General features: G+C 64.8%; 20 protein-coding genes and 2 pseudogenes. 10 read left to right on the top strand and 12 right to left on the bottom strand.

Features of this window, described 5'->3' with window-relative positions; all coding sequences use genetic code 11:
- Positions 1–539: 539 nt before the first annotated feature.
- The 3 genes from H7K34_RS02655 to H7K34_RS02665 form a co-directional block, all read right to left on the bottom strand.
- Positions 540–1,469 (bottom strand): hypothetical protein, encoded by a 930-nt coding sequence (locus tag H7K34_RS02655; protein WP_264059642.1) that lies wholly within the window; start codon positions 1,467–1,469, stop codon positions 540–542.
- A 586-nt stretch (positions 1,470–2,055) separates the two neighbouring features.
- On the bottom strand, positions 2,056–2,364 hold the full coding sequence (locus H7K34_RS02660; RefSeq protein WP_264059644.1) for a hypothetical protein: 309 nt from the start codon (positions 2,362–2,364) through the stop codon (positions 2,056–2,058).
- Between the two features lie 19 nt (positions 2,365–2,383).
- Entirely contained in the window at positions 2,384–3,958 is a 1,575-nt protein-coding gene (locus tag H7K34_RS02665) for a putative alpha/beta hydrolase (protein WP_264059651.1), read from the bottom strand.
- 428 nt (positions 3,959–4,386) lie between these two features.
- Between H7K34_RS02665 and H7K34_RS02670 the strand changes: the two genes are divergently transcribed.
- Positions 4,387–6,915 carry a WXG100-like domain-containing protein gene (locus H7K34_RS02670; RefSeq protein WP_457852187.1) on the top strand — a complete coding sequence of 843 codons (2,529 nt, stop codon included), beginning with the start codon at positions 4,387–4,389 and terminating at the stop codon, positions 6,913–6,915.
- Positions 6,905–7,429 (top strand): TNT antitoxin family protein, encoded by a 525-nt coding sequence (locus tag H7K34_RS02675; RefSeq protein ID WP_264059655.1) that lies wholly within the window; start codon positions 6,905–6,907, stop codon positions 7,427–7,429. The genes H7K34_RS02670 and H7K34_RS02675 overlap by 11 nt, the downstream gene beginning before the upstream one ends.
- 1 nt (position 7,430) lies before the next feature.
- Here H7K34_RS02675 and H7K34_RS02680 read toward each other — a convergent pair whose 3' ends face one another.
- Positions 7,431–7,841, bottom strand: a complete 411-nt coding sequence (locus tag H7K34_RS02680) for a F420-dependent biliverdin reductase (RefSeq protein WP_264059657.1) — start codon at positions 7,839–7,841, stop codon at positions 7,431–7,433.
- 35 nt (positions 7,842–7,876) lie between these two features.
- Between H7K34_RS02680 and H7K34_RS02685 the strand changes: the two genes are divergently transcribed.
- Genes H7K34_RS02685 through H7K34_RS02700 form a run of 4 tightly spaced genes read left to right on the top strand, consistent with a single transcriptional unit; the run spans position 7,877 to position 11,281 of the window.
- Positions 7,877–8,626, top strand: a complete 750-nt coding sequence (locus H7K34_RS02685; RefSeq protein ID WP_264059659.1) for an SDR family NAD(P)-dependent oxidoreductase — start codon at positions 7,877–7,879, stop codon at positions 8,624–8,626.
- Positions 8,623–9,804 (top strand): precorrin-6y C5,15-methyltransferase (decarboxylating) subunit CbiE, encoded by a 1,182-nt coding sequence (gene cbiE / locus H7K34_RS02690; protein WP_264059660.1) that lies wholly within the window; start codon positions 8,623–8,625, stop codon positions 9,802–9,804. Before H7K34_RS02685 ends, cbiE begins: the two co-directional genes overlap by 4 nt.
- Complete coding sequence (gene cobM / locus H7K34_RS02695) at positions 9,801–10,556, top strand: precorrin-4 C(11)-methyltransferase (protein ID WP_264060490.1); 756 nt, start codon at positions 9,801–9,803, stop codon at positions 10,554–10,556. Before cbiE ends, cobM begins: the two co-directional genes overlap by 4 nt.
- Positions 10,556–11,281, top strand: coding sequence for a cobalt-precorrin-6A reductase (locus tag H7K34_RS02700; protein WP_264059662.1), 726 nt, complete (start codon positions 10,556–10,558; stop codon positions 11,279–11,281). Before cobM ends, H7K34_RS02700 begins: the two co-directional genes overlap by 1 nt.
- On the opposite strand, the gene sigC is transcribed toward H7K34_RS02700, so the two are convergent.
- Both sigC and H7K34_RS02710 read right to left on the bottom strand, forming a co-directional pair.
- On the bottom strand, positions 11,278–11,832 hold the full coding sequence (gene sigC, locus H7K34_RS02705) for an RNA polymerase sigma factor SigC (RefSeq protein ID WP_264060492.1): 555 nt from the start codon (positions 11,830–11,832) through the stop codon (positions 11,278–11,280). The genes H7K34_RS02700 and sigC overlap by 4 nt on opposite strands.
- A 183-nt stretch (positions 11,833–12,015) precedes the next feature.
- Positions 12,016–12,654: pseudogene (locus tag H7K34_RS02710) on the bottom strand (DUF2275 domain-containing protein); the annotation flags it as partial.
- A gap of 154 nt (positions 12,655–12,808) precedes the next feature.
- On the opposite strand from H7K34_RS02710, the gene H7K34_RS02715 reads away from it, so the two are divergent.
- Positions 12,809–14,380 (top strand): PPE family protein, encoded by a 1,572-nt coding sequence (locus tag H7K34_RS02715; protein WP_264059664.1) that lies wholly within the window; start codon positions 12,809–12,811, stop codon positions 14,378–14,380.
- Between the two features lie 4 nt (positions 14,381–14,384).
- On the opposite strand, the gene H7K34_RS02720 is transcribed toward H7K34_RS02715, so the two are convergent.
- Genes H7K34_RS02720 through cobG form a run of 3 tightly spaced genes read right to left on the bottom strand, consistent with a single transcriptional unit; the run spans position 14,385 to position 17,627 of the window.
- Positions 14,385–15,872, bottom strand: coding sequence for a precorrin-2 C(20)-methyltransferase (locus tag H7K34_RS02720; protein WP_264059670.1), 1,488 nt, complete (start codon positions 15,870–15,872; stop codon positions 14,385–14,387).
- A complete protein-coding gene (locus H7K34_RS02725; RefSeq protein WP_264059674.1) occupies positions 15,869–16,495 on the bottom strand; it encodes a precorrin-8X methylmutase in 627 nt (208 codons plus the stop codon). Before H7K34_RS02725 ends, H7K34_RS02720 begins: the two co-directional genes overlap by 4 nt.
- Before the next feature lie 4 nt (positions 16,496–16,499).
- Complete coding sequence (cobG, locus tag H7K34_RS02730) at positions 16,500–17,627, bottom strand: precorrin-3B synthase (protein ID WP_264059675.1); 1,128 nt, start codon at positions 17,625–17,627, stop codon at positions 16,500–16,502.
- A 121-nt stretch (positions 17,628–17,748) separates the two neighbouring features.
- Between cobG and H7K34_RS02735 the strand changes: the two genes are divergently transcribed.
- Together H7K34_RS02735 and H7K34_RS02740 are read left to right on the top strand one after the other, a co-directional pair.
- Positions 17,749–19,206 carry a flavin-containing monooxygenase gene (locus H7K34_RS02735; RefSeq protein WP_264059676.1) on the top strand — a complete coding sequence of 486 codons (1,458 nt, stop codon included), beginning with the start codon at positions 17,749–17,751 and terminating at the stop codon, positions 19,204–19,206.
- Positions 19,207–19,308: 102 nt separating this feature from the next.
- A complete protein-coding gene (locus tag H7K34_RS02740; RefSeq protein WP_264059678.1) occupies positions 19,309–19,674 on the top strand; it encodes a hypothetical protein in 366 nt (121 codons plus the stop codon).
- A gap of 61 nt (positions 19,675–19,735) precedes the next feature.
- Here the strand turns inward: H7K34_RS02740 and H7K34_RS02745 are convergent, their stop codons facing one another.
- Complete coding sequence (locus tag H7K34_RS02745) at positions 19,736–21,064, bottom strand: EspA/EspE family type VII secretion system effector (protein WP_264059680.1); 1,329 nt, start codon at positions 21,062–21,064, stop codon at positions 19,736–19,738.
- Between the two features lie 164 nt (positions 21,065–21,228).
- Here H7K34_RS02745 and cobN point away from each other — a divergent pair, with 164 nt between their 5' ends.
- Complete coding sequence (gene cobN, locus H7K34_RS02750) at positions 21,229–24,828, top strand: cobaltochelatase subunit CobN (protein ID WP_264059681.1); 3,600 nt, start codon at positions 21,229–21,231, stop codon at positions 24,826–24,828.
- An 8-nt stretch (positions 24,829–24,836) separates the two neighbouring features.
- Here the strand turns inward: cobN and H7K34_RS02760 are convergent.
- A pseudogene (locus tag H7K34_RS02760) lies at positions 24,837–25,332 on the bottom strand (SDR family NAD(P)-dependent oxidoreductase).
- Positions 25,333–25,346: 14 nt separating this feature from the next.
- On the bottom strand, positions 25,347–25,997 hold the full coding sequence (locus tag H7K34_RS02765; protein ID WP_264059686.1) for a TetR/AcrR family transcriptional regulator: 651 nt from the start codon (positions 25,995–25,997) through the stop codon (positions 25,347–25,349).
- Between the last annotated feature and the right edge of the window lie 2 nt (positions 25,998–25,999).

Raw genomic sequence — 25,999 nt, forward strand, 5'->3', positions numbered from 1 at the left:
AATTTAGAGTTACGGCCCGCAGGTTAAGATGCTTTCGTCGCCCAAAGAAATCCGTCATTTGCACAAGCTATCGATTGCTGATGTTGATTGGTCGATAGTTTGGAATAACGGGCTTATCGGGGAGTCGCTAGCCTCTGCTGTGGCAACCTGTTGGCCGGAATAAGTGGCCGCCGATGGTGGAGCGGTGCATTTGTTGTCCGGAATGGGGCGGGTCCAGGAACCGATTGCAATGCCCACCGCGACGAGAGTCAGCGCAGTGCGGCAACTGCGAGCCAACCCGGCAGGACGCTTCTGAGCGGGTGGGCAGGGGGCAACAGGGGCAGCGCGAATGGTGGAGGAGAAAGGTTCGCCACCGCCTGATCGTATTTCGGAAGGGCTGTTTGGTGGTTGGTCCTTCCGCCTGGTGCTAGCGCATTCATCGGGAGTTGGTGCAGTCCGTCAAAGTCATTGAAAGCAGACGAAACATGTTCTTGTACAAACGATTAAAGGATGATCCCCCGAAGCTTGCCCGTCGCAATGACAGGCTAGCGACGACCGCCTTAGCCGCGCGAATCCTGATCGTCGTCATCCCGCTTTTGGTCGGGCAAGATGATGCGTCGGCTCGCAACCGGTTTGCCCTCAACACGTTTGACGACCTCAGGCGCTGGCGGCGGTGTGGAGATACGGCCCTGGACCGGAGCGCCGTTTTTAACTGTTGGCGGCACAATGCGTTTGGTGTCAGGCTTCTCGTCCTTGGCTCCGGCGCCCGCGCCGTGCATGGCGCCCGGCGGCATCATCGGCATCGCGCCCATTCCGCCCCGCGACGCGCTAGTCGGCGCCGACGCACTCGGTGGCGTGGTCGAGGTGGTCCGCGATGACGCGGGCTCGGTACCGGCCGACGGAGCGGGAAGCGGATTGAGGCTCGATGTCGGCGTGGTGGCCCCAGGTCCGCCGCCCAGACCACCGCCGCCTGCACCGGCCCCGCTCGTCGACCCCGTCAATTCCCCGGGAATGGCTTCGCCAGCTCCCAAAGCTCCTTCCGCGCCGTGCTGCATTGCGCCCATGCCGGCTTGCATCATCTGCTGTCCGATCTGAGCCGCCTGCTGTGGAAGCTGGCTCAAGGGTTGGAGAAAACCTTGCATGGCACCCGAGATTCCGCCGGCGACGCCAGAGATCATTTGCGGAATCTGCTGAGCCATCTCGGCAGGACCACCGACACCGGACATCTTCCCGGCCGACTCTGCTTCATTGGCAGGGAATTTCGCCATGGCATCGCCGGTTTTCGCACTGCGCTCGGCGTACCCTGTTTGGGCGGCGGTCATGTCGCTGGGATCGCCGCTATTAGCAGAAAGCCCAAGGGCTCTCAGCAGCTGACTCATGGAAACTGTGCCCGTCGCCAGCGCATCAGGTGTGATCCCTGGCGGCGGTGGATGCCCAGTCAGCTGGGCGAGGCGCTCGAGAATAATTCGAATTTCATCGTCACCGCTCATGGCGTCCTCCCGTGCACCGCTGAGTGGAACGAGGCGAAGCCGTGTTGGGGATAAAGCGCAACCGTTCCCGTGCAGCAAGACTGGACCGCCTCATTAGCGAACCAACGCCGGTAAACATCTCGCCTCCCCAACGAACGTCGCCACGGCCACTCGACAGAATCGGTTTCACCAACTTCGCCGTTCCGGCCCGTCCGCCGTGCCCCTATTGACCTGATGGCGAGGCTAACCCTGGCATCAATGCTGGTCAATTCAACTTGGGCATCCACGACCACACCCTCAGCGCAAACCTGCAGACGGCGGAGGTGTTGACCCAACTGCTAGCGATAGTATGACGGTCAAGATTGCGAACGACCCGACGAAAGCAACAACGCCTGCAAACGCGGCTAGGGCACCTATAGAGAATGCTTTTGTGCGTCGGAACAGCATAGTAATTCCGCATAGCGCTAGGGGCAGTACGGGTGCGAAGAACCAGAACAAACCGAATGTGAGCAGCGTGGACATGACACCGGTAAAAAGTCCGGTGAGGAGCTGAATCGGATGATTCTGGGCGTACTTGAACGAGTCGCTGCGCTCCGCGGATCCCACTTCAGTAGATCCCATTCCTGGGCAGCACTACGGTCAAAGTAACGAACAATAGGATCGACCATCCGGTCAGCGGGGCCAAAATAATTCCGACCGCTGTGCTGCGCCAGAGCGACGTTGTTGCCCTGGAGTACAGGGTGAATCCAACGATGACGATACCGATCGACGTAGCGGAGACAAATGTGTAGAAATCGCGTGTCGTCGTAACTCCGTGTATCACTGAAAGCGGCACCGCTAACATGATCGCCCAGAGGAAGCCGCCAGAGATTGCACCGAAAAAGACGGTTCGTATCCAGTCAATTTGCCCCTTCATTCGACTCAGTCAACTCTTTCTATCTGGCCGGCAGCTGCGGCAAAACTAGAACGGGATCGTGCACACCGATTTCGGGCGGGTGATCGGCAGGTCCAAGAGGATAGGTACCCGGTGGGCTAGCGACAAGGGCCGGACCGATCGGAGCCACAGGGGGCAGGTGGCCACTATGCGGAGGGGCCGGAATCCTGGGAGCCGGACCCTGATCGTTGAAGGACAGCTCAAGAGCTGCGTCACCAATTGGCTTGTGCCACCAGAGACCCGCCGCGGGACCGCGGGCGTCATCCACGAACAGAGGCCACGACTGGACTAGTGGTGTAGTTGTTCCGCCCGGCATATCGCTGTAGACCTCAATCGCAGGAAAGTTTGTTACCGTGCCGCCGACGCGTGGTCCTCCGGGCCTAGGTTCAATCGCGATGGCGCCATTCACGTCGAATGAGGCTGCCTTGGCGAGATCTTGTCCTCCTGGCGAAAATGGGTCGGCAGCGCTGTACTTGACCAAGACTGAGCCATTGCTCTGTTGGACAGCCGAGATGCTAGGTGTTCCGACCCGGACCTGACCGGTGGTCTCGTCGACTGACGGGTTCTGCCGGGCAACGATGATGCCGTTCTCGTAATCGACATATATCGACACTCGCGACTCCTCGGGGCTCGCCGTCGGAGAGAAACCTCGGTTATCACCCAGATTGTCATGGTATGGCGGCCAATCAGGCTGTGGGTCCCATACTGCGCGGCCCGGAATGAACATGTTTGTCCGCACCACGCCCTGCCCCGGTACCGGCTTGATGCGCCCCACGACGATGTTGGGAGGCCAGCCGCCGTTCTTGGGTTCATAGCTGTGCGGATCGAGTGCTGCAGCTGTTTCCCAGTCAGCGGCTGAGCGTGGTGTTCGGCCGAAAACCTTTGTGAAAGCATCAATTTGGTTCTGCCGCTGGCCGGCTTGGGCGCCGGCGTCTGGGCCTGACCCTGGCGCATCCAACGCCTGCATGCCGCTCGCGTCGTAGCCCTCCGTGCGCAGCGTGTTCAGTGCACCTTGAAGGTAGCCGGAGTATCCCTCGCGGATTGATTTCAGCTGGCCCAGTGCCGACTCGGTGTCGGCAATCGCTAGATCTTCAAGGTCAATGACGTGTTGGGTAACGACGGCTATTTCTGCGCCGGTGAGATGTCCACTGCTCTCCTGCGCGAGGGCGGTACCGAGTTCGCGATCTATGACTTGTAATTGAGTCTCCAAGTTCGAGATGAACACCGCGCCCGTTCGCTGCGCTTCGGCCAACTCGGCGGCAATCCGTTCCAACTCCGCCCCGATTTTGGGCAACTGCAACGACTGCGTCCCGAGTGTGTTGACCACGCGCTGCACTTCGGCGGAGTCATTGATCGGATTGTCGCCCTTGTTGCGATTCCACGAAGCCTCAAAGCGGCGACGCGCTTCATCGAACGCATTGCTGGACTCGGTCGTACACCTGCCTGCAGCATGGAATGCCTCTGCCAAGTCGGAGATCTGCGCCGGGCGGCCGACTTGCAAGCCTTGGTTGATCGCCCACGGGTCACCGCCGGCTTCGGCGATTAACTGCAGGACGTTTATGTAACTGAGCTGCACCGTGATACCTGCTGCTTTGTGGGAGTGGACGGGTGCGCTTCGGAATGCAAATGTCCGATGGCAACGAACATGGCTACTCCATTTCTCATTGGGTAGCGACAGGCGGCCCCGTTCCGCTCTGTCTGTCCCAAATCCTCTAAACCATTGAGGATCTCGTGCCCCCACATGCCCTGATCGCGAGGCTAATCGCAGCAATTGAGCCGGTCAATTCACGGTCTTCCGCGATAGTGCGGCGCTCGGCGACCCGCAGGTGAATAGCGGCTACGGGCGGCCCAGGCGACAATTCGCGCATGCCAGTCCTTGCGGTGGATCCAGAGGCGTTGTCCGCTTCGGGCAGCGCCGTGGTTGCTACTGGCGATGGGCTCGCCGCCGCGATGGCTGTATTGACGGCTGGCTTCGGAGCCAACACCGGTCTGGATGCCGGCGGTATGGTGTTCGGGCTTGGATACCAGTCGGCGGCCGTGTCGCTGCTGAAGCTGGCGACTGCGGCGGTTAACGCCTGTCGTTACAACGGCGTCGCGATTCAGGTTGGCGCGTCGAACTATTCGAGAGCCGAAGCGGCGTCCAGGCTGGGTGGCGGTGGCGGTGTACTGTCGGCGCCCGGCAAGCCGGCCCGAATCGAGGCACCCGGGCCGCCAGGCACATTGGGTCCTGGAGAACCACCGCCCCTGCTATGGGCGTTGGTGCAATCGTTCGTCGACGATGTATGGCCTGACGGCGATGTGGCGGCGTTACATGCGGCCGCAGGTTGTTGGCGCGCATTCGGGTCGGCGGCCACCGGCATGCAGGGCGGGCTGTCGGCGTCGCAGGCGCTGGTCGGGACACAGCAGATCCCCGAAGGGGATCTAGTAACTCGGGTCCTGTCGAAAATGAGTTCCGACATAGGACGTTTGGATGCCCAATGCGCCGAAATGGCCCGCGTTGTTGATGACTTCGCCAACGAGGTGTCGCACGCCCAGAACGCTATTCGGGATCTGTTGCATCGCCTCGAGTTGCTGACCGACCTATGGCATGACGTGGTCTCGATTTTCGATGGTGAGGCGCTTGACGAAATTAAAAGAATCGGCAATGACATCAACGCTGTCTTGCATAACCTGGGTCGCGAAGCCCGGTCTCTCGAGCAGGGCGCACAACTGCTGATGCAGCGCGCCGACGACTCGATTGTCGACTTCGAGAAGTACATGCGTGGCGAGTTCACCCAATTTTTGGGTGATGAGATCGGTAACCCGGTCGCGACTGTCTTCGACACCTGGGTCAACGGGAATGAGGGAGTAGTCAAGGCTGCGTTCGGGGCGCTGCAATCCGCGGTAGACCTCGACCCGCGCTGGTTCCTTATCGATCCTGAGGGAGCGGCAGCCCCTTGGGGCAGCATGGCCACGACAGGTTTGGCTAATGCGCTGATCAATCTCCGGGAGGCTGGCGAAGCCAATCTGCAGTCATTCAAATCTCTTCTGCACCTGAATGATTGGCGTAGTGATCGGCCGGGGTTGGGGCTCGGAGGAGACATATTTGAAGCGGTGATGCTGTTCGGAGGTGGGGAAGCCGGTGCGGTGGCGGATGGCGCAAGGGGAGCCACACGGGTTGCCGAAGCTGGCGGTGACTCGGCGGGCGTCATGGGCCGGGCCGGCGAGCTTGGAGATATTGCCCGCGCAAGCGGCGCCCTACGCGATATCGGCAAGGCGAGCGATGGTCTGACCAAAGACCTCGAAAGTCTCAAATTGGATCTGCCCAAAGCGGATCCGCTGCCCGGCGGTCGTCCGGTCGGCGGGCTGCCCGGAAGGACAATCGAGGCGACCGCCGGGCCCGCGCCGCACCCCGTCGAAGCCGCGCCGCCGGGCACGCGCGCACCCGAATCGCCGACCGTGTCGCACGAGTCGGTGGCGCCCAGTGGGTCCGGCACCACACTCGCACCTCACGAACCGTCGCCCGCGCCCAACGGCGCTGCGCATGAACCCGTTCCGGTGCATGCGCCCTCTAGCGCATCACTGACTGACCCACTGGTTGTCGACGCGCGCGCATCGCAAGTCGCCTCCACGCCGCCGGCGCCCATCGGGCCAGCCCCACATTTCACGGCTCCGACTGGTGGTCGTCCGCCTGAACTGTCAGCGCCGACTAATGGTTGGCACTGGCCCGCTGAGGGTGGTCCGACGGGTGGCGGTCCACGTGGGGCCACGCCGGACGGCAGCCCTGGCCACGGTCCTAGTGACGGCGGCTCACCGGGCGGAGGCGGGCACGGAGGGCCGAAGGACAGCAGTGGGCCGACTGGGTCTCCAAACGATGGCACACCTGACACGCCCGGCGACGGCGGCGGCCGCCAGGATCCAGTGCATTCTCACCAGCCTTCGGGCGACGGATGGCATCGGTTGCCGGATGATCCAGTTGACCCGCATTTCGGCGAGCCTTTGTCGGAGCACTGGGACTTTGCGGGTAAACCCGCCGATCCAAACACCATCCTGCCGTCGATTGCAAAGCTGATCAGGGATCCAGGTGCGCCTTTCGGGCGCGATTCGCTAGGACACGCATATAGTGAGCAGCAGTATGCCGAGCGTTTCAATAACTTGAGTCCCTACGGCGACGAATGGATGAATTTTCCTGGGAACGATGGCGCTGTACCGGGTACAAAAGTTGCTTTTACGAACGCGGATCAGTTCGCCAAGTTCTACGGCAGGTTGTTGGACCGAATTGGTAGCGACTCTGGCAAGTACCTAGCAGTAATGGAAGACGGGATGCCCGCATCTTGGGAGGAACGCTCGCTACATGTCAATAATCCCGTTGACCCGTATCACTCTTTCACCCTTGGGCGTCTCCCCGACGGCTGGCAGATCGAAGTATCTGAGGTCGCACCCGGGTGGGCCAACCTGGCGGATCGATCCAAGTACGGATCTTTGACGCCGATGGCAAGGCGCAGACAGTCGACAAACTCATCCTCCGAGGGGCGTTGGAACCATGACAACTAGCGTCGAACTGTCGAATGAATTACAGGACTGGCTTCGACTAGCCGGAGTTAGCACAACCCAGGGATCGCAGACTGATGATGGCCGGACGATCGTTTGGACCAAGCTTGGCGAAAGTCGCTACTTCATCGATGTGATCGATAATTGGTACGTGATGACTTGTTCCGATCGCATGGGACCCGAGGCGTATGAGTTTTCGGCAGATTCGATGGCGGTAATCGAGAAATACCTTTTTGGGACCTATGGAGGCATCATCCGCGGGGACGAGGGCCTGCCCCGCGTAAGGATGCCGTTCCAGCGGCACGAATTGCGGCCGGAATACAGCATTGGCAAACAGATATTTGCTCAACGCGAACGGCATACTCTAGTCGATCGCACGGGTAAGGTCGTAGCTATTGCAGGCATTGAAGATCTCGTCGAACTATCCCACTATCTGGATGTATCTGTCGACGTGATCAAGCGCTCTTACCTTGCGCCAGACGGTAAGCCAATCTTTACGGTTTGGCGTGATGCGTGAGCTAGCCGCCGCGGTCGAGCAGATCTGACGAGCCCAGCACACGCTCGATCTGAACTTCGATGACCACGCGTCGGGGATTGGGCCGGGGCGTGCGGTAGCGCTGCGCGTACCGCAGCTCGGCGTCGCGCACGGCGTCCGCGTCGTTGTTCACCTTGGCGCTGCCCTCAAGCGACAGCCAGCGTGCGCCGTCGACCTGACTGAGCACCGCCATCCCGGCCCGGTCGGCGTTGACGGCCTTCTGCGAGCCCCCGGTGGTGATCACCCGCGCGATATGAGTCACCGGATCGAAGGTGAAACCGACGGCCACCACGTGCGGCGAGTTGTCCGCCCGGAGCGTGGTCAGCATTGCCAGGTGACGTTCGGACAGAAACGCCAAAGCGTCATTGGTTAGCCGTGTCGTGGTGTTCCCCATTACCGCTCACGCTAGCGCAGGTGATAATCGCAGCCGTGGACGACACGGGCGCAGGTCCAGTTGTAATTCTGGGTGGCCGCAGCGAGATCGGCATCGAACTCGCGCGGCTGCTGGCGCCCGGCGCGACGGTGGTGCTGGCCGCGCGCCGGGCCGATCAGCTCGATGAGCAGGTCGCCGCGGTCAAGGCAGCCGGCGCGACGGCTGTGCACACCAGGGAATTCGACGCCGACGACCTGGCTTCGCACGGTCCGCTGGTCGCCTCGATCGTTGCCGAGCACGGGCCCATCGGCACCGCGGTGCTCGCCTTCGGCATCCTCGGCGACCAGGGCCGCGCCGAGTCCGACGCCGCGCACGCGGTGGCCGTCGTGCATACCGACTACGTCGCCCAGGTCAACATGCTGACCCATCTGGCCACCGCCATGCGCACGGCCGGCAGGGGATCGCTGGTGGTGTTCTCCTCGATCGCCGGCGCGCGCGTGCGCCGCGCCAACTACGTCTACGGGTCGGCGAAGGCCGGCCTGGACGGCTTCGCCAGCGGTTTGGCCGATGCGCTGCACGGCACCGGGGTGCGGTTGCTTATTTCGCGTCCCGGATTCGTCATTGGGCGTATGACAGAGGGCATGACGCCGGCGCCACTGCCCAGCACCCCGCAGCAGGTGGCCGCGGCGACCGCGCGTGCTTTGGCAAAGGGCCGGCGCACGGTGTGGATCCCCTGGGCGTTGGGGCCCGCAGCATTCGTCATGCGGCTACTACCGCAGTTCATCTGGCGCAGGATGCCGCGATGATCATCGTGGTCGGTATGGGCGCCGACGGTATGGCCGGCCTCTCGGCGGCATCGCGAAATGAATTGCAAACGGCCTCAATAATTTACGGCGCAAAAAGACAACTCGGTTTGCTCGACGACACGGTGACCGCCGAACGTCGGGAGTGGCCGTCGCCGATGCTGCCCGCCCTGCAAGCGCTGCAAACACTGCCCGTCGACGCCCCAGGCGAAATCCACATCGTCGCCAGCGGCGACCCACTCATGCACGGCATCGGCGGCACCCTGATCCGGCTCCACGGCGCCGCAAAAGTCAAAGTGCTGCCGCATGTGTCGGCGGTGACACTGGCTTGCGCCCGGATGGGCTGGAACGTTCACGACACCGAGGTGATCAGCCTGGTCACCGCGGCGCCGAGCACCGCGGTGCGCCGTGGCGGCCATGCGGTCGTGTTGTCGCAAAGCCGGTCCACGCCAAAAGCCTTGGCCGCACTGCTCACCACGCACGGGCGCGGCGATTCCGAGTTCAGCGTGCTCGAACAACTCGGCGGCCCCGCCGAACGCCGCCGCGACGGCACCGCGCGCCAGTGGGCCGACGACACCGCCGCCGACATCGACGACCTCAACGTGATCGCCGTTCGTTACCTGCCCGACGAGCGCATCGCGCCCTTGCCCGACGACGTGTTCACCCACGACGGCCAGATCACCAAGCACGGCATCCGGGCGGTGACTCTGGCCGCACTGGCCCCACGGCCCGGCGAGCGGTTGTGGGATGTCGGCGCCGGCTCGGGCAGCATCGCCGTCGAATGGTGCCGCAGCTGGCGCGGCTGCAGCGCGGTGGCCTTCGAACAAGACGACCAACGCCGCCACAACATCGAATTCAACGCCGCAGCCTTCGGCGTCAACATCGACGTGCGCGGCGAAGCGCCCGACGCGTTCGAAGATGTCCCGGAGCCGTCGGCCATTTTCATCGGCGGCGGCCTGACCCGCGCCGGACTGCTCAACGCCAGTCTGGACAACCTGCCAGCTGGCGGGCGTCTGGTCGTCAACGCCGTCACTGTCGAATCGGAATCGCTGCTGATACAAGCATATTCGTGTCTCGGTGGCGAGCTGCGGCGCTTTCAGCTGTGCCAGGGCGAGCCATTGGGCGCCTTCACCGGCTGGCGCCCGCAATACCCAGTCACCCAGTGGGCGGTGACGAAGTGACGGTGTACTTCATCGGCGCCGGACCGGGTGCCGCCGACCTGATCACCGTTCGTGGTCAGCGACTGCTGCAACGATGCAAAACATGTCTCTACGCGGGTTCGATCATGCCCGACGACTTGCTGGCCCTCTGCCCGCCCGGTGCGAAAATCATCGACACCGGCCCGTTGACGCTCGAGCAGATCGTCGCCGAACTCGCCGGCGCCGATGCCGCAGGCCACGACGTCGCGCGGCTGCACTCCGGTGACCCGTCGTTGTACAGCGCGCTGGCCGAACAGTGTCGGCGACTCGACGCGCTGGGCGTGGGCTACGAAATCGTGCCCGGCGTACCGGCTTTCGCCGCAGCAGCCGCCGCCCTGAATCGCGAACTTACCCTCCCGGGAGTGGCGCAGACCGTGACGCTGACCCGGGTGTCGACGCTGTCGACCTCCATGCCGCCCGGCGAAGACCTGAAAACCCTCGCCCAATCTGGCGCTACCCTGGTGCTGCATCTGGCCGCCGCCCAGATCGACACCATCGTCCCGCAACTGCTGGAAGGCGGCTACGGGCCCGAAACACCTGCAGCAGTAGTGGCTTTCGCGAGTTGGCCGCAAGAAATAACCCTGCGGGGCACGCTGGCCGACATCGCCGACCAAATGCACGAGGTGAATATCACCAAGACCGCTGTCATCGTGGTCGGCGACGTGCTGGCCGCCGAGGGTTTCACCGATAGCTACCTGTATTCGACCGGGCGGGCCCGGGGGAGCCAACACTGATGCGGGTGCTGCTGCTCGGTGGCACCGCCGAGGGGCGAGCGCTCGCCAAAGCCCTGCACGCAGAAGTCGACATCATCAGCTCGCTGGCCGGCCGGGTGCCCGACCCGGCGCTACCGGTCGGCCCGGTGCGCATCGGGGGGTTCGGCGGCATCCAAGGGCTACGCAGCTGGCTGCAGGAGCAAAGCATCGGCGCTGTCGTCGACGCGACTCACCCGTTCGCGGCGACCATGACCGCGCACGCCGCGACGGCGTGTCAAGAACTCGCTATACCGCACCTGGTGCTGGCCCGACCGGCCTGGGATCCCGGCGCCGCCATCGTCGTCGCCTCGGATGTCGAAGCCGCGCAAGCTGTTACAAAGCACCGCTTTGAGCGGGTATTTCTCACCACCGGCCGCTCGGGAACCAAAGCCTTCGCGGGTAGCGACGTGTGGTTTTTGATTCGAGCGGTCACCGACCCGGATGCTGCATCATTGCCGCGCCATCACCAGGTGTTGTTGTCCCGGGGGCCGTATCACCACGACAGCGAAATCGCCATCATGCGTGAGCACCGGATCGATGCCCTGGTGACCAAGAACAGCGGTGGTGACATGACCAGGGCGAAGCTGGACGCTGCTGCGGCGCTGGATATTCCGGTGGTGATGGTGGCTCGCCCGCAGCTCCCGCCCGGAGTCGACGCGGTGGGTACCGTCGGTGAGGCTGCGTATTGGGTTGCCGGACTGGGCTAACCGGTCAGGTCGTCGAGTTCGGTGTCGGCCAGCAGTGCGTCGCGAGCGCGGGCGACGCGGGATCGGATGGTGCCCACGGGGCAGCCGCACACCGCGGCGGCGTCGGCGTACGGCAGCCCGAGCAGCTGGGTCAGCAACAAGGCTTCGCGTTGTTCGGCGGTGAGGTTAGCGATCATTGCGGTCACCTCGACCAGGTCCTCGAACCCACGCGCGTGCCGGTCGCCGTTGCGCACCTGCTCGGGGTCGGCCCCCGGGGCGGTGCGCGGCCGTGACTTGACGTGGCGAATGTGATCGGCGACGACGCGCCGCGCGATGGACAGCAGCCACGTGCGAGCGCTGGAGCGTCCGGAGAACCGCTCGATTGCTCCGATTGCCCGGAGGAAGGTTTCCTGAGTCAGATCGTCGGCGCTGCCCGCATCGGACAGGTAAGTGACGAATCGCCACACGTCCTGCTGAGTGGCTTTGATGAATGCCTCGAGGGCTCGCTCATTCCCGCGTGCCGCCGCCAACGCCAATTCGGTAACGGCCTTGTCGTCGCTTGACGCGGTCATGGCCAACCACCTTAGTTCCGCAGGTTCGATGAGTCTACGACGGGCCGTCGTAGAGTTCGCGGCAGGGTTCGCCGAGGATCGGTTGATCGGCCTCAGATGGCCTGGCCGCCGACCAGTGAAAGATCTAGCGGGCATCTCCGCATCGAACGCGTCGAAATCGGACTCCCGGGGCCTGCGCCCTCCCGAGCGTTCGCGCACCACCAACACCGCGAACACCAGGCCCAGCAACACCGGCACGTGACTCGCGACGCGCGTCGCGGTCACCTGTCCGTTCACTGTGTCAACGGCCACGTAACCCATCAGCGCCAGCGAATAGCCACCGGCAATCGCCGCGACGCCGATCGCGGTGATCGGCCAGATTCCGGCCGCGATCATGGCTGCCCCTAATGCGAGCACCCAGGCTGTGGACTCGTGCAGCAGGTGTTCGCCGGACATCGCCCCGTGCATTTGGTGGTGCGACACCATGCCGAAATTCACGCCGCTGATTTGAGCGGCCGCGATCGCCACCTGGAACGCACCCACTGCGATAAGTCCCCACCGTCGATAGCGCGACCTCAGCGCCCGCATCCAGCGCTGAGACCGGGTGGATTCGTCGTCGATGCTCGCCATGATTTGGGCGACTAGGTCTGGTCCATCGCCGGGCTCGATCGAGGCCAGCCGCCGAGTCTGCGTGGCCGCGCCGATTAGCCAGGTGCGACAACCGCGGCACGTCTCCAGGTGGGCATCGACCTGCTGCGCGAGCACTTCTGGACGCTCGCCATCCAATCTGGCGGAAAGTGCCTCACGCGCAACGTCGCACCGCATCCCTGCATCGTTGCGCATGCATGCGCCGCGCGCAAAGACCTGGGCGACAAACCCGGTGGGAACTAAACCGCGCGATGCAACGACCACTAGGGACAAGAACCGCCAGCCCACACCGTCACTAGGCCACCGAAGAGGTATTCGTGTCGCCGTCAGTCCCGCGAGGCCCGCTGCAATGACCGCCCCGATCTGGCTCGCATTTCCGCCGGAGGTGCACTCGACTCTGCTGACCAGCGGCCCCGGCCCCGGGCCGCTGCTGGCGGCCGCGGGGGCATGGTCGGCGTTGAGCACCGAATACGCCGACGCCGCAGATGAACTCACCGGGCTGCTGAGCGCGGTCCAGGCCGGCGCTTGGCAAGGTCCCAGCGCAGAGCAGTACATCGCTGCCCACGCCCCCTATCTGACCTGGCTGCTAGCCAGCTCCGCAGACAGCACGGCCGCGGCCGCACTGCACGAGGCGGCGGCCGGCGCCTACGTGGCCGCGCTGGCCGCGATGCCCACGCTGGGGGAACTCGCGGCGAATCACGCCATTCACGGCGCCTTGGTTGCGACTAACTTCTTCGGCATCAACACCATCCCGATCGCTGTCGACGAGGCCGACTACGCCCGCATGTGGGTGCAGGCCGCCACGACGATGAGTACCTATGAGGCGGTCAGCGAGTCCGCGCTTGCCGCGGTTCCGCCGAGCACACCAGCGCCGCAGATCATGTCGGCGGCCGCCACCACAACGACCACGACCCAGCAAGCCACCACGGCGACGCAGCAGTATCCGTCCTGGATGGACCAGCTCGCCCAGTGGCTGCAGCAGTACACCAGTGGCTTTGCGTGGCCGGTGTCGAAGTGGCTCAATCCCGGCGGCTGGCCCTTCCCGCCGGTGCCGTGGGTCAACAGTCTCGCCTCATTCTTCGGGCAGCTCGGACTGTCACCGGCCCTTGCCACCGCCATGGGTTGGGCCATCTTCCACACCTTGATGATCTTCTGGCCGTTCATCACGACCGCGATTCAGTTGGCCGTCGTCGCGCTCCCCGCCATGATAGTTATTGCCGCTGCAGGTGCCGCCGGTGCAGCCGCCGGCGTGGCGGCAATTGCCGTGGGCACCGCGGTTCGCCTGTCGATCCAGCCGCCATTGCCCGCACCGGCGCCCACGCCGATGCCCGCCGCGCCGGCCCCGGCGGGATTCGGCAATGTGCCGACCACCTCGAGCGTGAGCGCACCTGCGCCGGCGCCCGCCACGGCGACGGCCGCGCCCGCAGGCAGCGCCCCGCCGGTCGGTGGCGGCCCCGGGGTTGGTTTCGGCCCCACCAGTACGACCGGGCTCGGCGCGGGCTTGTCCGACGCGCTCTATGCCGTCGGTCTGTCGGGCTTGTCAGGGCGCGCCAGCTCCAGCAGTCGCGCGCGCCGCAAATCCGAGGCGCAGGCGCCCGACGACGCTGACGCCCCGGCCCCCGTCGCGGCGGCATCGGCCAAGCAGCGGCTCAAGGCTCGGCGGCGTCGGGGGGCAACCGTCAAGGACAAGGCCTACCGCTACGAATACATGGACCTCGAGGACGCGGCCCCCGGACCGGACGACGAGCCCATCACGACGGTCGCAGATTCCGGCGAAGCCGCCGGGCCGATCGGATTTGCCGGGGCCGCAGCGAAATCCGGTGTGGACAACGCGGCCGGGCTGACGACGCTCACCGGCAGCAGGTTGAGCGATGGCCCCGCAGCGCCGATGCTGCCGAGTAGCTGGGAACACGACTCGTAGGCCTTCAGGTTGGATAACGCCGGGGGGTGAACACCCTGTCGCCGGAATCATCTGAGTGCCACTGGGTTTGAGAAGACCCGACGATCAGCAGGCATCGCATGTCGATATCGGCGGGGTCCAGATCGGCCAATCGCACCACGCGGACACCCTCGTCGGGCCCGGACACGTTGCGGCCGATCACCACCGGCGTTCCCGGTTCGCGATGGGTCAGCAGGATGTCGCGCATGGCGCCGACCTGCCAGGTCCGGGTCTTGGACGCGGGGTTGTAGATGGCGAGCACCAAATCGGCGGCGGCCGCGGCGGCCAGGCGTGTCTCGATGACGTCCCACGGCTTGAGCCGGTCTGACAACGAAATCACGGCGTAGTCGTGGCCCAGCGGAGCGCCGACTCGGCTGGCGACGGCCTGAGCGGCAGTCATCGCCGGGATCACCCGGATCTGCACTCCCGGCCATTGTTTGGCCTCTTCGAGGACGGCGGTGGCCATCGCGAAGACTCCCGGATCGCCCGACGACACCACCGCCACGGCGCGGCCCTGCTCGGCCAGCGCGCACGCTAGTCGCGCCCGTGCCGGTTCGTCGGTGTTGTCACTGGGATGACGCTGCTGACCGTCGCGAACGGGGACGCGATCCAGGTAGTTGCCGTAGCCGATCAGGTCGGTCGCGGCGGCCAGTTCACGTCGGCTCTGCGGTGTCATCCAGTCGTTGTCGCCGGGACCCAGGCCCACGACCGCGACGGCCCCGACGGACGGCTGTTCGAACCGTCGTCCGCCCGGCAACATGGCCAGCGAGAAGTACGGCACGCTGGCTTCGTCGACGTCCGCGGCCGGCGATATCCGTTGCGCGGGAGTGCTGGCCCGCTCCACATAGAACGCTTCATCGAGCCGCCCGGATGCCGAAAGAGCTTCCCGCACAGTGTGATAAGAACGCCCGAGTTTCAGCACCACGGCGGCGTCCGAGTCGGCGAGCCGCCGGGTCAGCTCGGCAACGGGCAGGGTCCCCGGCAACACCGACAGCACTTCGTCGCCGGCCACCAGCGGCGTCGCGACGGCGGCCGAGGCGGCGCTCACCGATGTCACTCCCGGCACGATGATGGCGTCGAACCGTTCCGTCAGTCGGGTGTGCAGATGCATATATGAGCTGTAGAACAGCGGATCGCCTTCGGCAAGCAGCGCCACATTGCGGCCCGCGTCGAGATGCGCGGCGATGCGCTGGGTGGCTTCGACATAGAAGTCCTCGATCGCACCGGTGTAGCCGCCGGGATGATCGGCCACCTCGGTGGTCACCGGATAGACGAGGTGCTCCTCGATCTGGCCGTTCCGCAGATACGGTTCGGCGATGCCGCGGGCGATACTGCGGCCGTGCCGGGCGCTGTGGTAAGCCACGACGTCGGCCTCGCCGATCACCCGCGCGGCTTTGACGGTGACCAATTCGGGGTCGCCGGGCCCCAGGCCGACCCCCCACAGCGTGCCTCTCTGGTTTAGGGAGTCCGTCATTCGGCATCGCTCGCGATCGCGTTGACGGCGGCGGCGGCCATCGCACTGCCCCCGCGGCGACCCCGCACCACCAGATACGACATGCCGCGTCGGTTGTCGACGAGCTCCTGCTTGGACTGCGCCGAGCCGACGAATCCCACCGGGCCGCCCAGCACAGCCACCGGCGGCGCGGTGCCCTCGTCGATCAGTTCGAGCAACCGGAACAGGGCAGTGGGCGCATTGCCGATCGCCAGCACCGCGCCCTCGAGCCGGTCAGCCCACAGTTCCACGCCCGCGGCCGAGCGGGTGATCTGCCTTCGCGCGGCCAGCTCGGGTGAGCGGGGGTCGGCCACCAACGACACCACCTCGTTGCCGGCAGGCAGCCGTGCCTTGGTGATCCCGGCGGCCACCATCGACGAATCGCACAGTACGGGAGCGCCATTTCGCAGCGCGACGCTGGTCCGCGCAACCACGTCGGTGCTGAAGTCGATGTGCTCGGCGACGTCGACCTGCCCGCAGGTGTGGATCAACCGGACCACGACCTGCGCTATGTCGGCGGGGAATCGTGCCAAATCGGCTTCGGCGCGGATAGTCGCGAACGACTGGCGATAGATCTCCGCCGCATCGCGGATGTAGTCGAGCACCTGCCTACCCTAAAGCCCCACGATCGCGAAGCGGCCGGTATCCGTCCCCGGTGGCGACCAGCACCTCACCAGTCGGCGGGCTGCCGCACGCGCGTTCACAGCCAACGAAGTGGCGACGCCCCGCGGATTGCGTCCCGACGGCGTCCGCCGCATCCGCCCGCACGTCTGCGGCCGAGTGCGCGCAGCCGGGGCTTCCGGTGCACGCACTGACGTCCAGCCAGGGGGAGTTCTCGTCGAACACCAAGCCCAGCGGCGCCAGCACTCGCAGCGCGACGTCGGCGACACCGTCGTCGAGGTCGCACACCAGCACCGAGCGCCACGGCGTGATCACCAACGGTGCTTCGATCGCGGCGAGGTACTCCGCGACTTGCGCGGGCAGCACACCCAGCGGCACCGCGGCGCCCAACGCAACCCGGTCTTCGGGCCCGGGCCAGTCCTGGGCTATCCAGCCCAACGGCGGTTTGGTGACGGGCACAAAGGGGGTGGCGGTGATATCAGCACCGGGGAGCAGGCCGTCTAAGTCGTCTAATTCGCTTATGCGCCAGGCTTTTCCGTGAATTTCGGTGAACCGGACGGCGACTTTGACCAGCGTCGAGACCACATCGTCGGCCGCGATCCGCAGACCGGTGTCGCGCCCCATCAGCAGCACGGCATAGCCGTCCTCGCAGACGTGAATCCCGACGTCGGCGCCCAGCCCGGACACGTCGGCGCGGCCGTCGTCGATGCTGAACCAGAACCGGCCGCCCAGCTCCACCAGCTTGGGCTCGGCGCAGATCGCCGCATCCAGTGCGCCCACCCACGCCCGCACGTCTGCGCGTCCGCCGCAGCGACCGGACAGCGGCGACGCGACGATGTTGCGTACGCGTTCGTGCGTCGCCGACGGCAGCAGCCCGGCATTGGCGACTCCCTGGGCGACCGCGGTCACGTCGGTGATCGCGCGCAGTTGCAGATTGCCGCGCACGGTCAGCTCTAAGGTTCCCGAGCCGAAGTCTCTGGACAGGGCGGCCAGTGCCGCCAGCTGCGCGGCGGTGATCATCCCGCCCGGCAATCGCACGCGCACCAGTGCGCCGTCAGCGGCCTGATGCACCCGCAGCGCACCCGGGCAGGCGTCGATGTCGCGGATTCGGGCCATGAGTCCACGGTAAGGCAGAACACGGCGGTGAAAACACGTATTGTCTGGCCGCTTCTCGAGACCACGGGCGGGCGCCGCGTCACTACCCTCGGCCTCATATCGGGGGAAGTAGGTGTTGGTCATGTCGCAGCAGCGTCAAGTGAAAGTCGCGATAATCGGTGCCGGGGTGTCGGGTCTTTGCATGGCGGCCAAGTTGGCCGATGCCGGAATCGATTCCTACACCGTTTTCGAAAAAGCCGATGAGGTCGGAGGCACCTGGCGCGACAACACGTATCCGGGTCTTACCTGCGATGTTCCGTCGCGGTACTACTCCTACACGTTTGCGCCCAACCCGAAGTGGACAAGTTTGCTGCCTCCAGGCCCGGAACTGCAGGCCTACTTCCGGCGGGTAGCCGACGAACGTGGCGTCCGGCGACACATCCGTTTCGGTTGCGACGTCACCAGTGCCGAATACAACAACGGGAGATGGCATCTCACCACGACATTCGGTGAAGAGACATTCGATGTCATGGTCGTTGCAACCGGCGTGCTGCGGATACCGAACTATCCCGACATCCCCGGGCGGGAGACCTTCGCCGGTGCGGTATTTCACTCGTCGCGGTGGGATCACTCGATTTCTTTGCCGGACAAGCGAATCGGTCTGATCGGAAACGGGTCGAGCGGTGTGCAGATCATCGCGGAGCTCGGCGGCAAGGTGCGCCAATTGACGCTGTTTCAGCGCACCGCGCAGTGGGTTTTCCCGTTGCCCAACCCGCGTTACTCGGCGCTGACCAGACACGTAGTTTCGCGGTTGCCGGGATTCAACGCTCTGGGCCACTGGTTTTGGGGAACGTTCTTCCGGCGGGTCTTCGGCGGCGCCCTGATCCATTCGGGATTGCGCCGCCGTCTGGTGCAGGCCACCTGTCGTTGGAACCTGCGGCTGTCGGTGCGCGACCCGGAATTGCGGGCCAAACTCACCCCGAATTACCAGCCGGGCTGCAAGCGGCTGGCGATTTCGCGACGTTTCTACCGTTCGGTGCAGCATCCGACCGTCGACGTTGTCACCGATCGGATCGAGCGCATCGAGCCGCGAGGCATCGTGACCGTCGACGGCACCCTGCACGAACTCGATCTGTTGGTCTACGCCACGGGGTTCGACGCCAGGGCCTACGTGCGGCCGCTGAACCTGATCGGGGAGGGTGGCATCACCCTGGACGAGGTTTGGGCTGACGGTCCGATCGCGTATCGGTCGGTCGCGGTACCGCGGTTTCCCAATCTCTTTATGCTGATGGGGCCGCATTCGCCGCTTGGTCAGCAGTCCTTCATGGCCATCGCCGAGGATCAAGCTGACTACGCGTTGTGGTGGATCCGTCAGATCCGTAACGGTGTGGTGCATACCGCAGCACCGACGGAAGCGGCGACCAAGGATTACAACGAGACCTTGAAAGCCGCTTTGCCGCAGACAATCTGGGCGTCGGGCTGCAACAATTGGTACCTGGGCAAGGATGGCTTGCCCGAGCTGTTCCCCTGGTCGCCGGAGACCCATAGCGCACTCTTACGCAGACCCGAGCTCGCGGACTTCGACGTGAGCACTGCCTAGAAACGGCGGGGTTGGGCATCGTCGCACCGCGCGCGGGCGCCCGGCCGGTAGTCAATGGTTGCGGCTCAGAAGTGAGCAGCCGCGACGGATAAGATGCCCGGCATGATTCACACCGCGGTGATCGGGGTTGCCGAATATCGGTTCAATACTGAGGAAACAGACGTCATCGATGCGCGCTGGATCTCTTCTAACGCGGTCGAGGAGGACCGCACGATCTGCCGGGGCCGGGCAACTGGCGACACGTCCAATGGCTTTCCCGGTAACTACCATGTTCAGTACTTCGGCATCGAAGACGAGTTGGTCGGCGATTTCGACTTGCATATCGAATCGGTCGGCGGCACGTATTGCCTGACCTGGCGGAACCGCGCTGACGACAATCCCACGCCCGGCGAAATAGCTTTCCAGGGAGTCGGCTTCCCGACTAGCGACCGGTCGATGGTTCTGACCTACTGGATGGTGGCGGAATAGACCGTGCCCGGTGAATGGCGCCTGTCCGCCGTCGCATCCGCGTAAGCCTTTGTGTCGCGGTTCAATCCGGAAGTGGCTGTGCCAGCTTCTCATTAACACCCTGACGTAGTTCACGATCGATGGGCGCACGGTCGGCAGCGTCGGTGCCCGCAGCCGCTCCATCGGTTTCGACGGAGTCGAGCCGGCGTTTTTCTCCGATCACCCGGTTGCGCGAGCCCGCTCGTCGAGGGGCTTGTCCGGAGTAGTTGGGTCCCTGCTGTTTCAGCATTCGCATCGATTCATCGAGGGCCGGAATCGTCACGTTCTGCTTTTCATCGCGTTCGGCATCCTCACCCTGCGGGCTACGCGGTGTCGCACTTGCGCCAAACTGCTCGTATTCAGACCTCGCCTTGGTCATCTTCGGCTGTGTTGGCCGGCCGCCGGTGAATTCAGAGACCCGCGACTGAGGCGCCACGGAACCGACGCTATGAGCCATCGACTCATTTACTAGTTGCGTCGCGGCCTCGCCTAGCCGATTGATTTCGGAGGTGACATGGTGTGCTTTCTTGCCGTTTTCTACCGATAAGCCGGTCAAGGCGCCGAGCATGCCGAGGGCGGCAGCCATTGCAAGCGAAGAAGCCAAGATCGCCCAACCCATTGCCCACGCCGGTCCGCCCGGGACCATAGCCAGGGCTATTCGGAGAGCGACTTCAATGACGATTGCCGCGGTAAGCAGGTTGAGCAAAATCCCGAAACCCAGACGAATATGGGTGACCCATTCCGCTTGCTCTACAACGATCTCTGCCAGCTGACCGTCCAGTTCGGCCAGCGTCTGCGCAATGTCCTGCACTGCTGCCACCTGACCCGCGTAGGTATCCGAGGCCTCTCCCTGCCAGTCCTCGTTCGGAATGGCCGATGCGAGCTCATCTCGCAACCTGCCCCAAAGCTGTGCGCCGACTTTCAGATCGTCACCCTCGTTCGGTGGCCCGAATCCCAGCAACAGCTCTAAATATCCGATAACGCTGGCAGTCCACGGGAGAATGTTGACGGCCGCACCCGCCGGTTTCACGTTGGAAGTTCGCTCGCCGTTGCGGGCAACCTGCAGCCGATGGGCAGGTTTGTAGTACATGTCGGCACTGTATTTTTGTCGAAGATCTTGGCTGCCTAGGTTGGCATTGCGATCCCATGTTGCGAGCGCGTCTGCCGGCTTGAAAATGCCCCCGAGAATTTGACCCGAGCTCAGCGAGCTTCCCAGGCCTCCGGTCATGCCGGTCACGCTGCCCGCAAGATATTCGCCACCAGCTCCGGAGTCCGACGTGGATGGCATGAGATTGGCGTCCAGGCCGATGAACTGCGATCCCACGTTGGCCAAGTTGCTGAGGAGGCGGGCGGCATCGGCAAAAATAGACATAACGGCATCCTGGGGTTAGCTTGTCGCTCTTTGTTATTGATCAACGCTAACATCGGTTAAGGTACGCAACCGTCACCAATTTTTCTGTCATCAGCGCTCCCACGGGGGCGGCGGAATGCGAGGTCGCCGCTCGCATCGCGGCGACGCTACGGTACGAATGAGGGGTGGCTGAGCCGACCATCCTGTTGCTGTCGACATCCGACACCGACCTGATCGGTGCCCGTTCCAGCGGCAAAAACTATCGATGGGCCAACCCCGCGCGGTTGTCCGACGAGGTGGGGGCACCTGACGCTTGCGGGGGGTTGCCGGAGCTGTTGGCCGACGCGGCGATCGTGGTGGTGCGGATCCTGGGCGGTTACCGCGCCTGGCAAAGCGGCATCGACACGGTGATCGCAAGCGGCATTCCGACGGTGCTGGTCAGCGGCGAGCAGGCCGCCGACGCCGAGTTGACGGGTCTGTCCACGCTGGCCGCCGGTATCGCGGTGCAGGCCCACATTTACCTGGCGCACGGCGGCGTGGAGAACCTGCGCCAGTTGCACGCCTTCCTGTCCGACACGGTGCTGATGACCGGCGTCGGCTTCACCGAGCCAGTGGTGACCCCGACCTGGGGTGAACTGGAGCGGGTGCAGTCGCAGCACACCGACGGCCCGACAATCGCGGTGCTGTACTACCGCGCGCAACACCTGGCCGGCAACACCGGGTACATCGAATCGCTGTGCGCGGCCATTGAAGACGCGGGTGGCCGAGCGCTGCCGGTCTATTGCGCGTCGTTGCGCACCGCCGAACCCGAACTGCTGCAACGGCTCGGCGACGCCGACGCCATGGTGGTTACTGTGCTGGCCGCCGGGGGACTGAAGCCCGCGACCGTGTCGGCTGGCGGCGACGACGATAGCTGGAACGTCGAACATCTTGCGGCCCTGGATATTCCGATTCTGCAAGGTCTGTGCCTGACGAGCCCGCGCGATCAGTGGCGTGAAAATGACGACGGCCTGTCCCCACTGGACGTCGCCAGTCAGGTCGCGGTCCCCGAGTTCGACGGGCGCATCATCACCGTCCCGTTCTCGTTCAAAGAGATCGACGACGACGGGCTGATCTCGTATGTCGCCGACCCGGAGCGCTGCGCACGGGTCGCGGGCCTGGCTATCCGGCACGCGCAACTGCGGCACGTCGCCCCTGCCGACAAGCGGGTGGCCCTGGTGTTTTCGGCGTATCCCACCAAGCACGCCCGCATCGGCAACGCCGTCGGATTGGACACTCCAGCGAGCGCGGTGGCGCTGCTGCGGGCGATGCGCGACCACGGCTATCGGGTGGGCGATCTTCCCGGGGTCGAGGCCAACGACGGTGACGCCCTTATTCATGCACTGATCGAACGCGGCGGGCAGGACCCCGACTGGCTCACCGAAGAGCAACTGGCGGGCAACCCGATCAGGGTGTCTGCCCGAAATTACCGCGCCTGGTTCGCCACACTGCCCGAAGAATTCCGTGACGCCGTCGAAACCCACTGGGGCCCCGCACCCGGAGAGCTTTTCGTCGATCGCACAAAAGACCCCGACGGCGAGATAGTCGTGGCCGCAATGCAATCCGAAAATCTGGTGCTTCTGGTGCAGCCGCCCCGCGGCTTCGGCGAGAATCCGGTCGCCATCTACCACGATCCGGACCTGCCGCCCAGCCATCACTACCTGGCCGCCTACCACTGGCTGGACACCGGATTCGGGTCGCACGCGGTGGTGCACCTGGGCAAGCACGGAAATCTGGAGTGGCTTCCGGGAAAGACGCTGGGCATGTCGGCGGCCTGCGGATCCGACGCCGCGCTGGGCAACCTGCCGCTGATCTACCCGTTTTTGGTCAACGATCCCGGCGAGGGCACCCAGGCCAAGAGACGGGCGCACGCGGTGCTCGTCGACCATCTCATCCCGCCGATGGCCCGCGCCGAAAGCTACGGCGACATCGCGCGTTTGGAGCAGCTGCTCGATGAGTACGCCAACGTCGCCGCCCTGGACCCTGGCAAGCTGCCCGCCATCCGTCAGCAGATCTGGACGCTGATCCGGGCCGCCAAGATGGACCACGACCTCGGCTTGACCGAACGGCCCGAAGAAGACTCGTTCGACGACATGATCCTGCACGTCGACGGCTGGCTCTGCGAAATCAAAGACGTCCAGATCCGCGACGGCCTGCACATCCTCGGCCAGAAGCCAACGGGGGAGACGGAACTCGACCTAGTGCTGGCCATCCTGCGGGCCCGGCAGCTATTCGCCGGTGAGCATGCCCTGCCGGGATTGCGACAAGCGCTCGGCCTGGCCGAAGACGGCACCGACGAGCGGACCAAGGTCGATCAAACCGAGGCCATTGCCCGCGGGCTGGTCGCGTCGCTGCAGGACACCGGCTGGGACCCCGACGCCGCCGACACGATCACCGACAATGCCGATGTTGCCGCGGTGCTGCGGTTCGCGGCCACCGAAGTGGTACCGCGGCTGGCCGGTACCGCCGCCGAAATCGACCAGGTGCTCCGGGCGCTGGACGGCCGGTTCATCCCGGCGGGCCCATCGGGGTCGCCGCTGCGCGGCCTGGTTAACGTGCTGCCCACCGGCCGCAATTTCTACTCCGTCGATCCCAAGGCGATACCTTCCCGACTGGCCTGGGAAGCTGGTGTCGCGCTTGCCGATTCACTGTTGGACCGGTACCGCAGCGACCACGGTGAATGGCCGCAATCGGTGGGGCTGTCGGTGTGGGGCACCTCGGCGATGCGCACCGCCGGCGACGATATCGCCGAAGTTCTTGCGCTGCTCGGCGTTCGGCCCGTGTGGGACGACGCATCACGCCGCGTCGTCGGCCTGACGCCGATTCCGCTGGCCGAGCTCCAACGCCCACGGATCGACGTCACCGTCCGGATCTCCGGATTCTTCCGCGACGCGTTCCCGCACGTCGTCACGATGCTCGACGACGCGGTGCGATTGGTCGTCGAACTCGACGAGCCCGCCGATGCCAACTTCGTCCGCGCCCACGCGCAGGCCGACCTGGCCCAGCACGGCGATCAACGGCGGGCAACCACACGGATTTTCGGATCCAAGCCGGGCACCTATGGCGCCGGGCTGCTGCAGCTGATCGACAGCCGGAACTGGCGCGACGACGCCGACCTTGCCCAGGTGTACACCGCCTGGGGCGGATTCGCCTACGGGCGCGACCTGGACGGCCGCGAGGCCGTCGACGACATGAACCGGCAGTACCGCCGAATTGCCGTGGCGGCCAAGAACACCGACACCCGCGAACATGATATCGCCGACTCCGACGACTACTTCCAATACCACGGCGGCATGGTGGCCACGGTACGAGCGCTGACCGGCAAGGCGCCGGCCGCCTATATCGGTGACAACACCCGACCCGACGCGATCCGCACCCGCACGCTGTCCGAGGAGACCACGCGGGTGTTCCGCGCCCGGGTGGTCAATCCGCGCTGGATGGCCGCGATGCGCCGGCACGGTTACAAGGGCGCATTCGAGATGGCCGCCACCGTCGACTACCTCTTCGGCTACGACGCCACCGCGGGGGTGATGGCCGACTGGATGTACGAGCAGCTCACCGACCGCTACGTGCTGGATCCGGAGAACCGGAAGTTCATGACGGAATCCAATCCGTGGGCGTTGCACGGCATGGCCGAACGACTGCTGGAGGCGGCCGGTCGCGGCATGTGGGCCGAGCCGCAACCCGAAACCCTGGACGGGTTACGGCAGGCGCTGCTGGAAACCGAAGGCGACCTGGAGGGCTGACCAACCCCTCAGATGAAGTCGGACCCGCCGTCCACATTGACGGTGGCACCGGTGACGTAGCCGTTTCGGCGGGACGCCAGGTATGCGGTCATCGACGCGATCTCTTCGGGAAGCCCGGCGCGACCGAGGTCACAGGGCTGATGAAAGTTGTTGTCGATCCAGGTCATGACATCGTGCGGGTCGGTGGCGTCGAGGCCGTCGGCGGCCAGGATGTCTTTGAGGTCCAATCGTGTGGACCAAGCTGTTGATTCGACCCCAGCGCTCGGCGAGTGCCGCGAAGCCGTCGGCGATCGACTTCGGGTCGCCCATATCGACGCTGATCCCCATCGCGTCAGGAGCACCCGCCTTCAGCAGCGAGCTCACCGCGGCGTCGAGCGCTTCTCGGTTCCGAGCCATCACCGCCACGCTGGCCCCTTCGGCCGCAAGGGTTTCGGCGATGGCCAGTCCCATCCCTTTGCTCCCACCGGTGACCACCGCTGTCGAGCCGGCGAAACCCAGGTCCATGGATACTCCCTTGGTCAGTCGTTTGAGCAGATCTGATCGATCGCTTCGGGTGTCACGCCCAACGCGCGCAGACAGAATCGGAGCGCGTCTTCGCGCACTTCAACGCGATCGCAATCGCCGGCCCGCCACTGCCGGTTGGTGCTCGCCCACACCACACCCTGGATGAACTCCGCGTCGGTCACTGGGTCGATGCGGTGGAACACTCCGCGCTTCAGGCCGCGCTGTAGCGCTTCGCTGAGCGGTTTGAGCATTTCGGCGTACGCGGGCTGAATCAGACCGGGGGAGGCGAATGTCTGCGATTGAGCTTCCAGCGAGAGCCGCCGCAAATCAGACTTGACACTGTCGTCGAACGCCAAGTCGAGTCGCCCGTCGATCCACGCTGCCACGGCCTCGATCTCCGTTGCGGCAATGGCCATTCGGCGCTGCAGACGGCGCCTTTCGGTGCGCGCGGTCTCCATGAAGACCGCGGCAACCAATTCATCCTTGGAGTCGAAATGCCGGTAGAAGGCGCGGGTGCTCAACTTGGCGCGGTCCAGCACCGCGGCAATGCTGAGTCCACGAACTCCCTGCTCGCGCAGGGTGGTTGATGCGGCCGCCAGGATCTCGCTGCGGACTGCCGGATCGGGTTCGAGTTTTTCGCGTCGCCGCGTCCGAGGAGCACTCATGG

Origin of the sequence: Mycobacterium montefiorense, from assembly GCF_025823255.1 — a bacterium.
In the GTDB taxonomy this organism is placed as follows: domain Bacteria; phylum Actinomycetota; class Actinomycetes; order Mycobacteriales; family Mycobacteriaceae; genus Mycobacterium; species Mycobacterium montefiorense.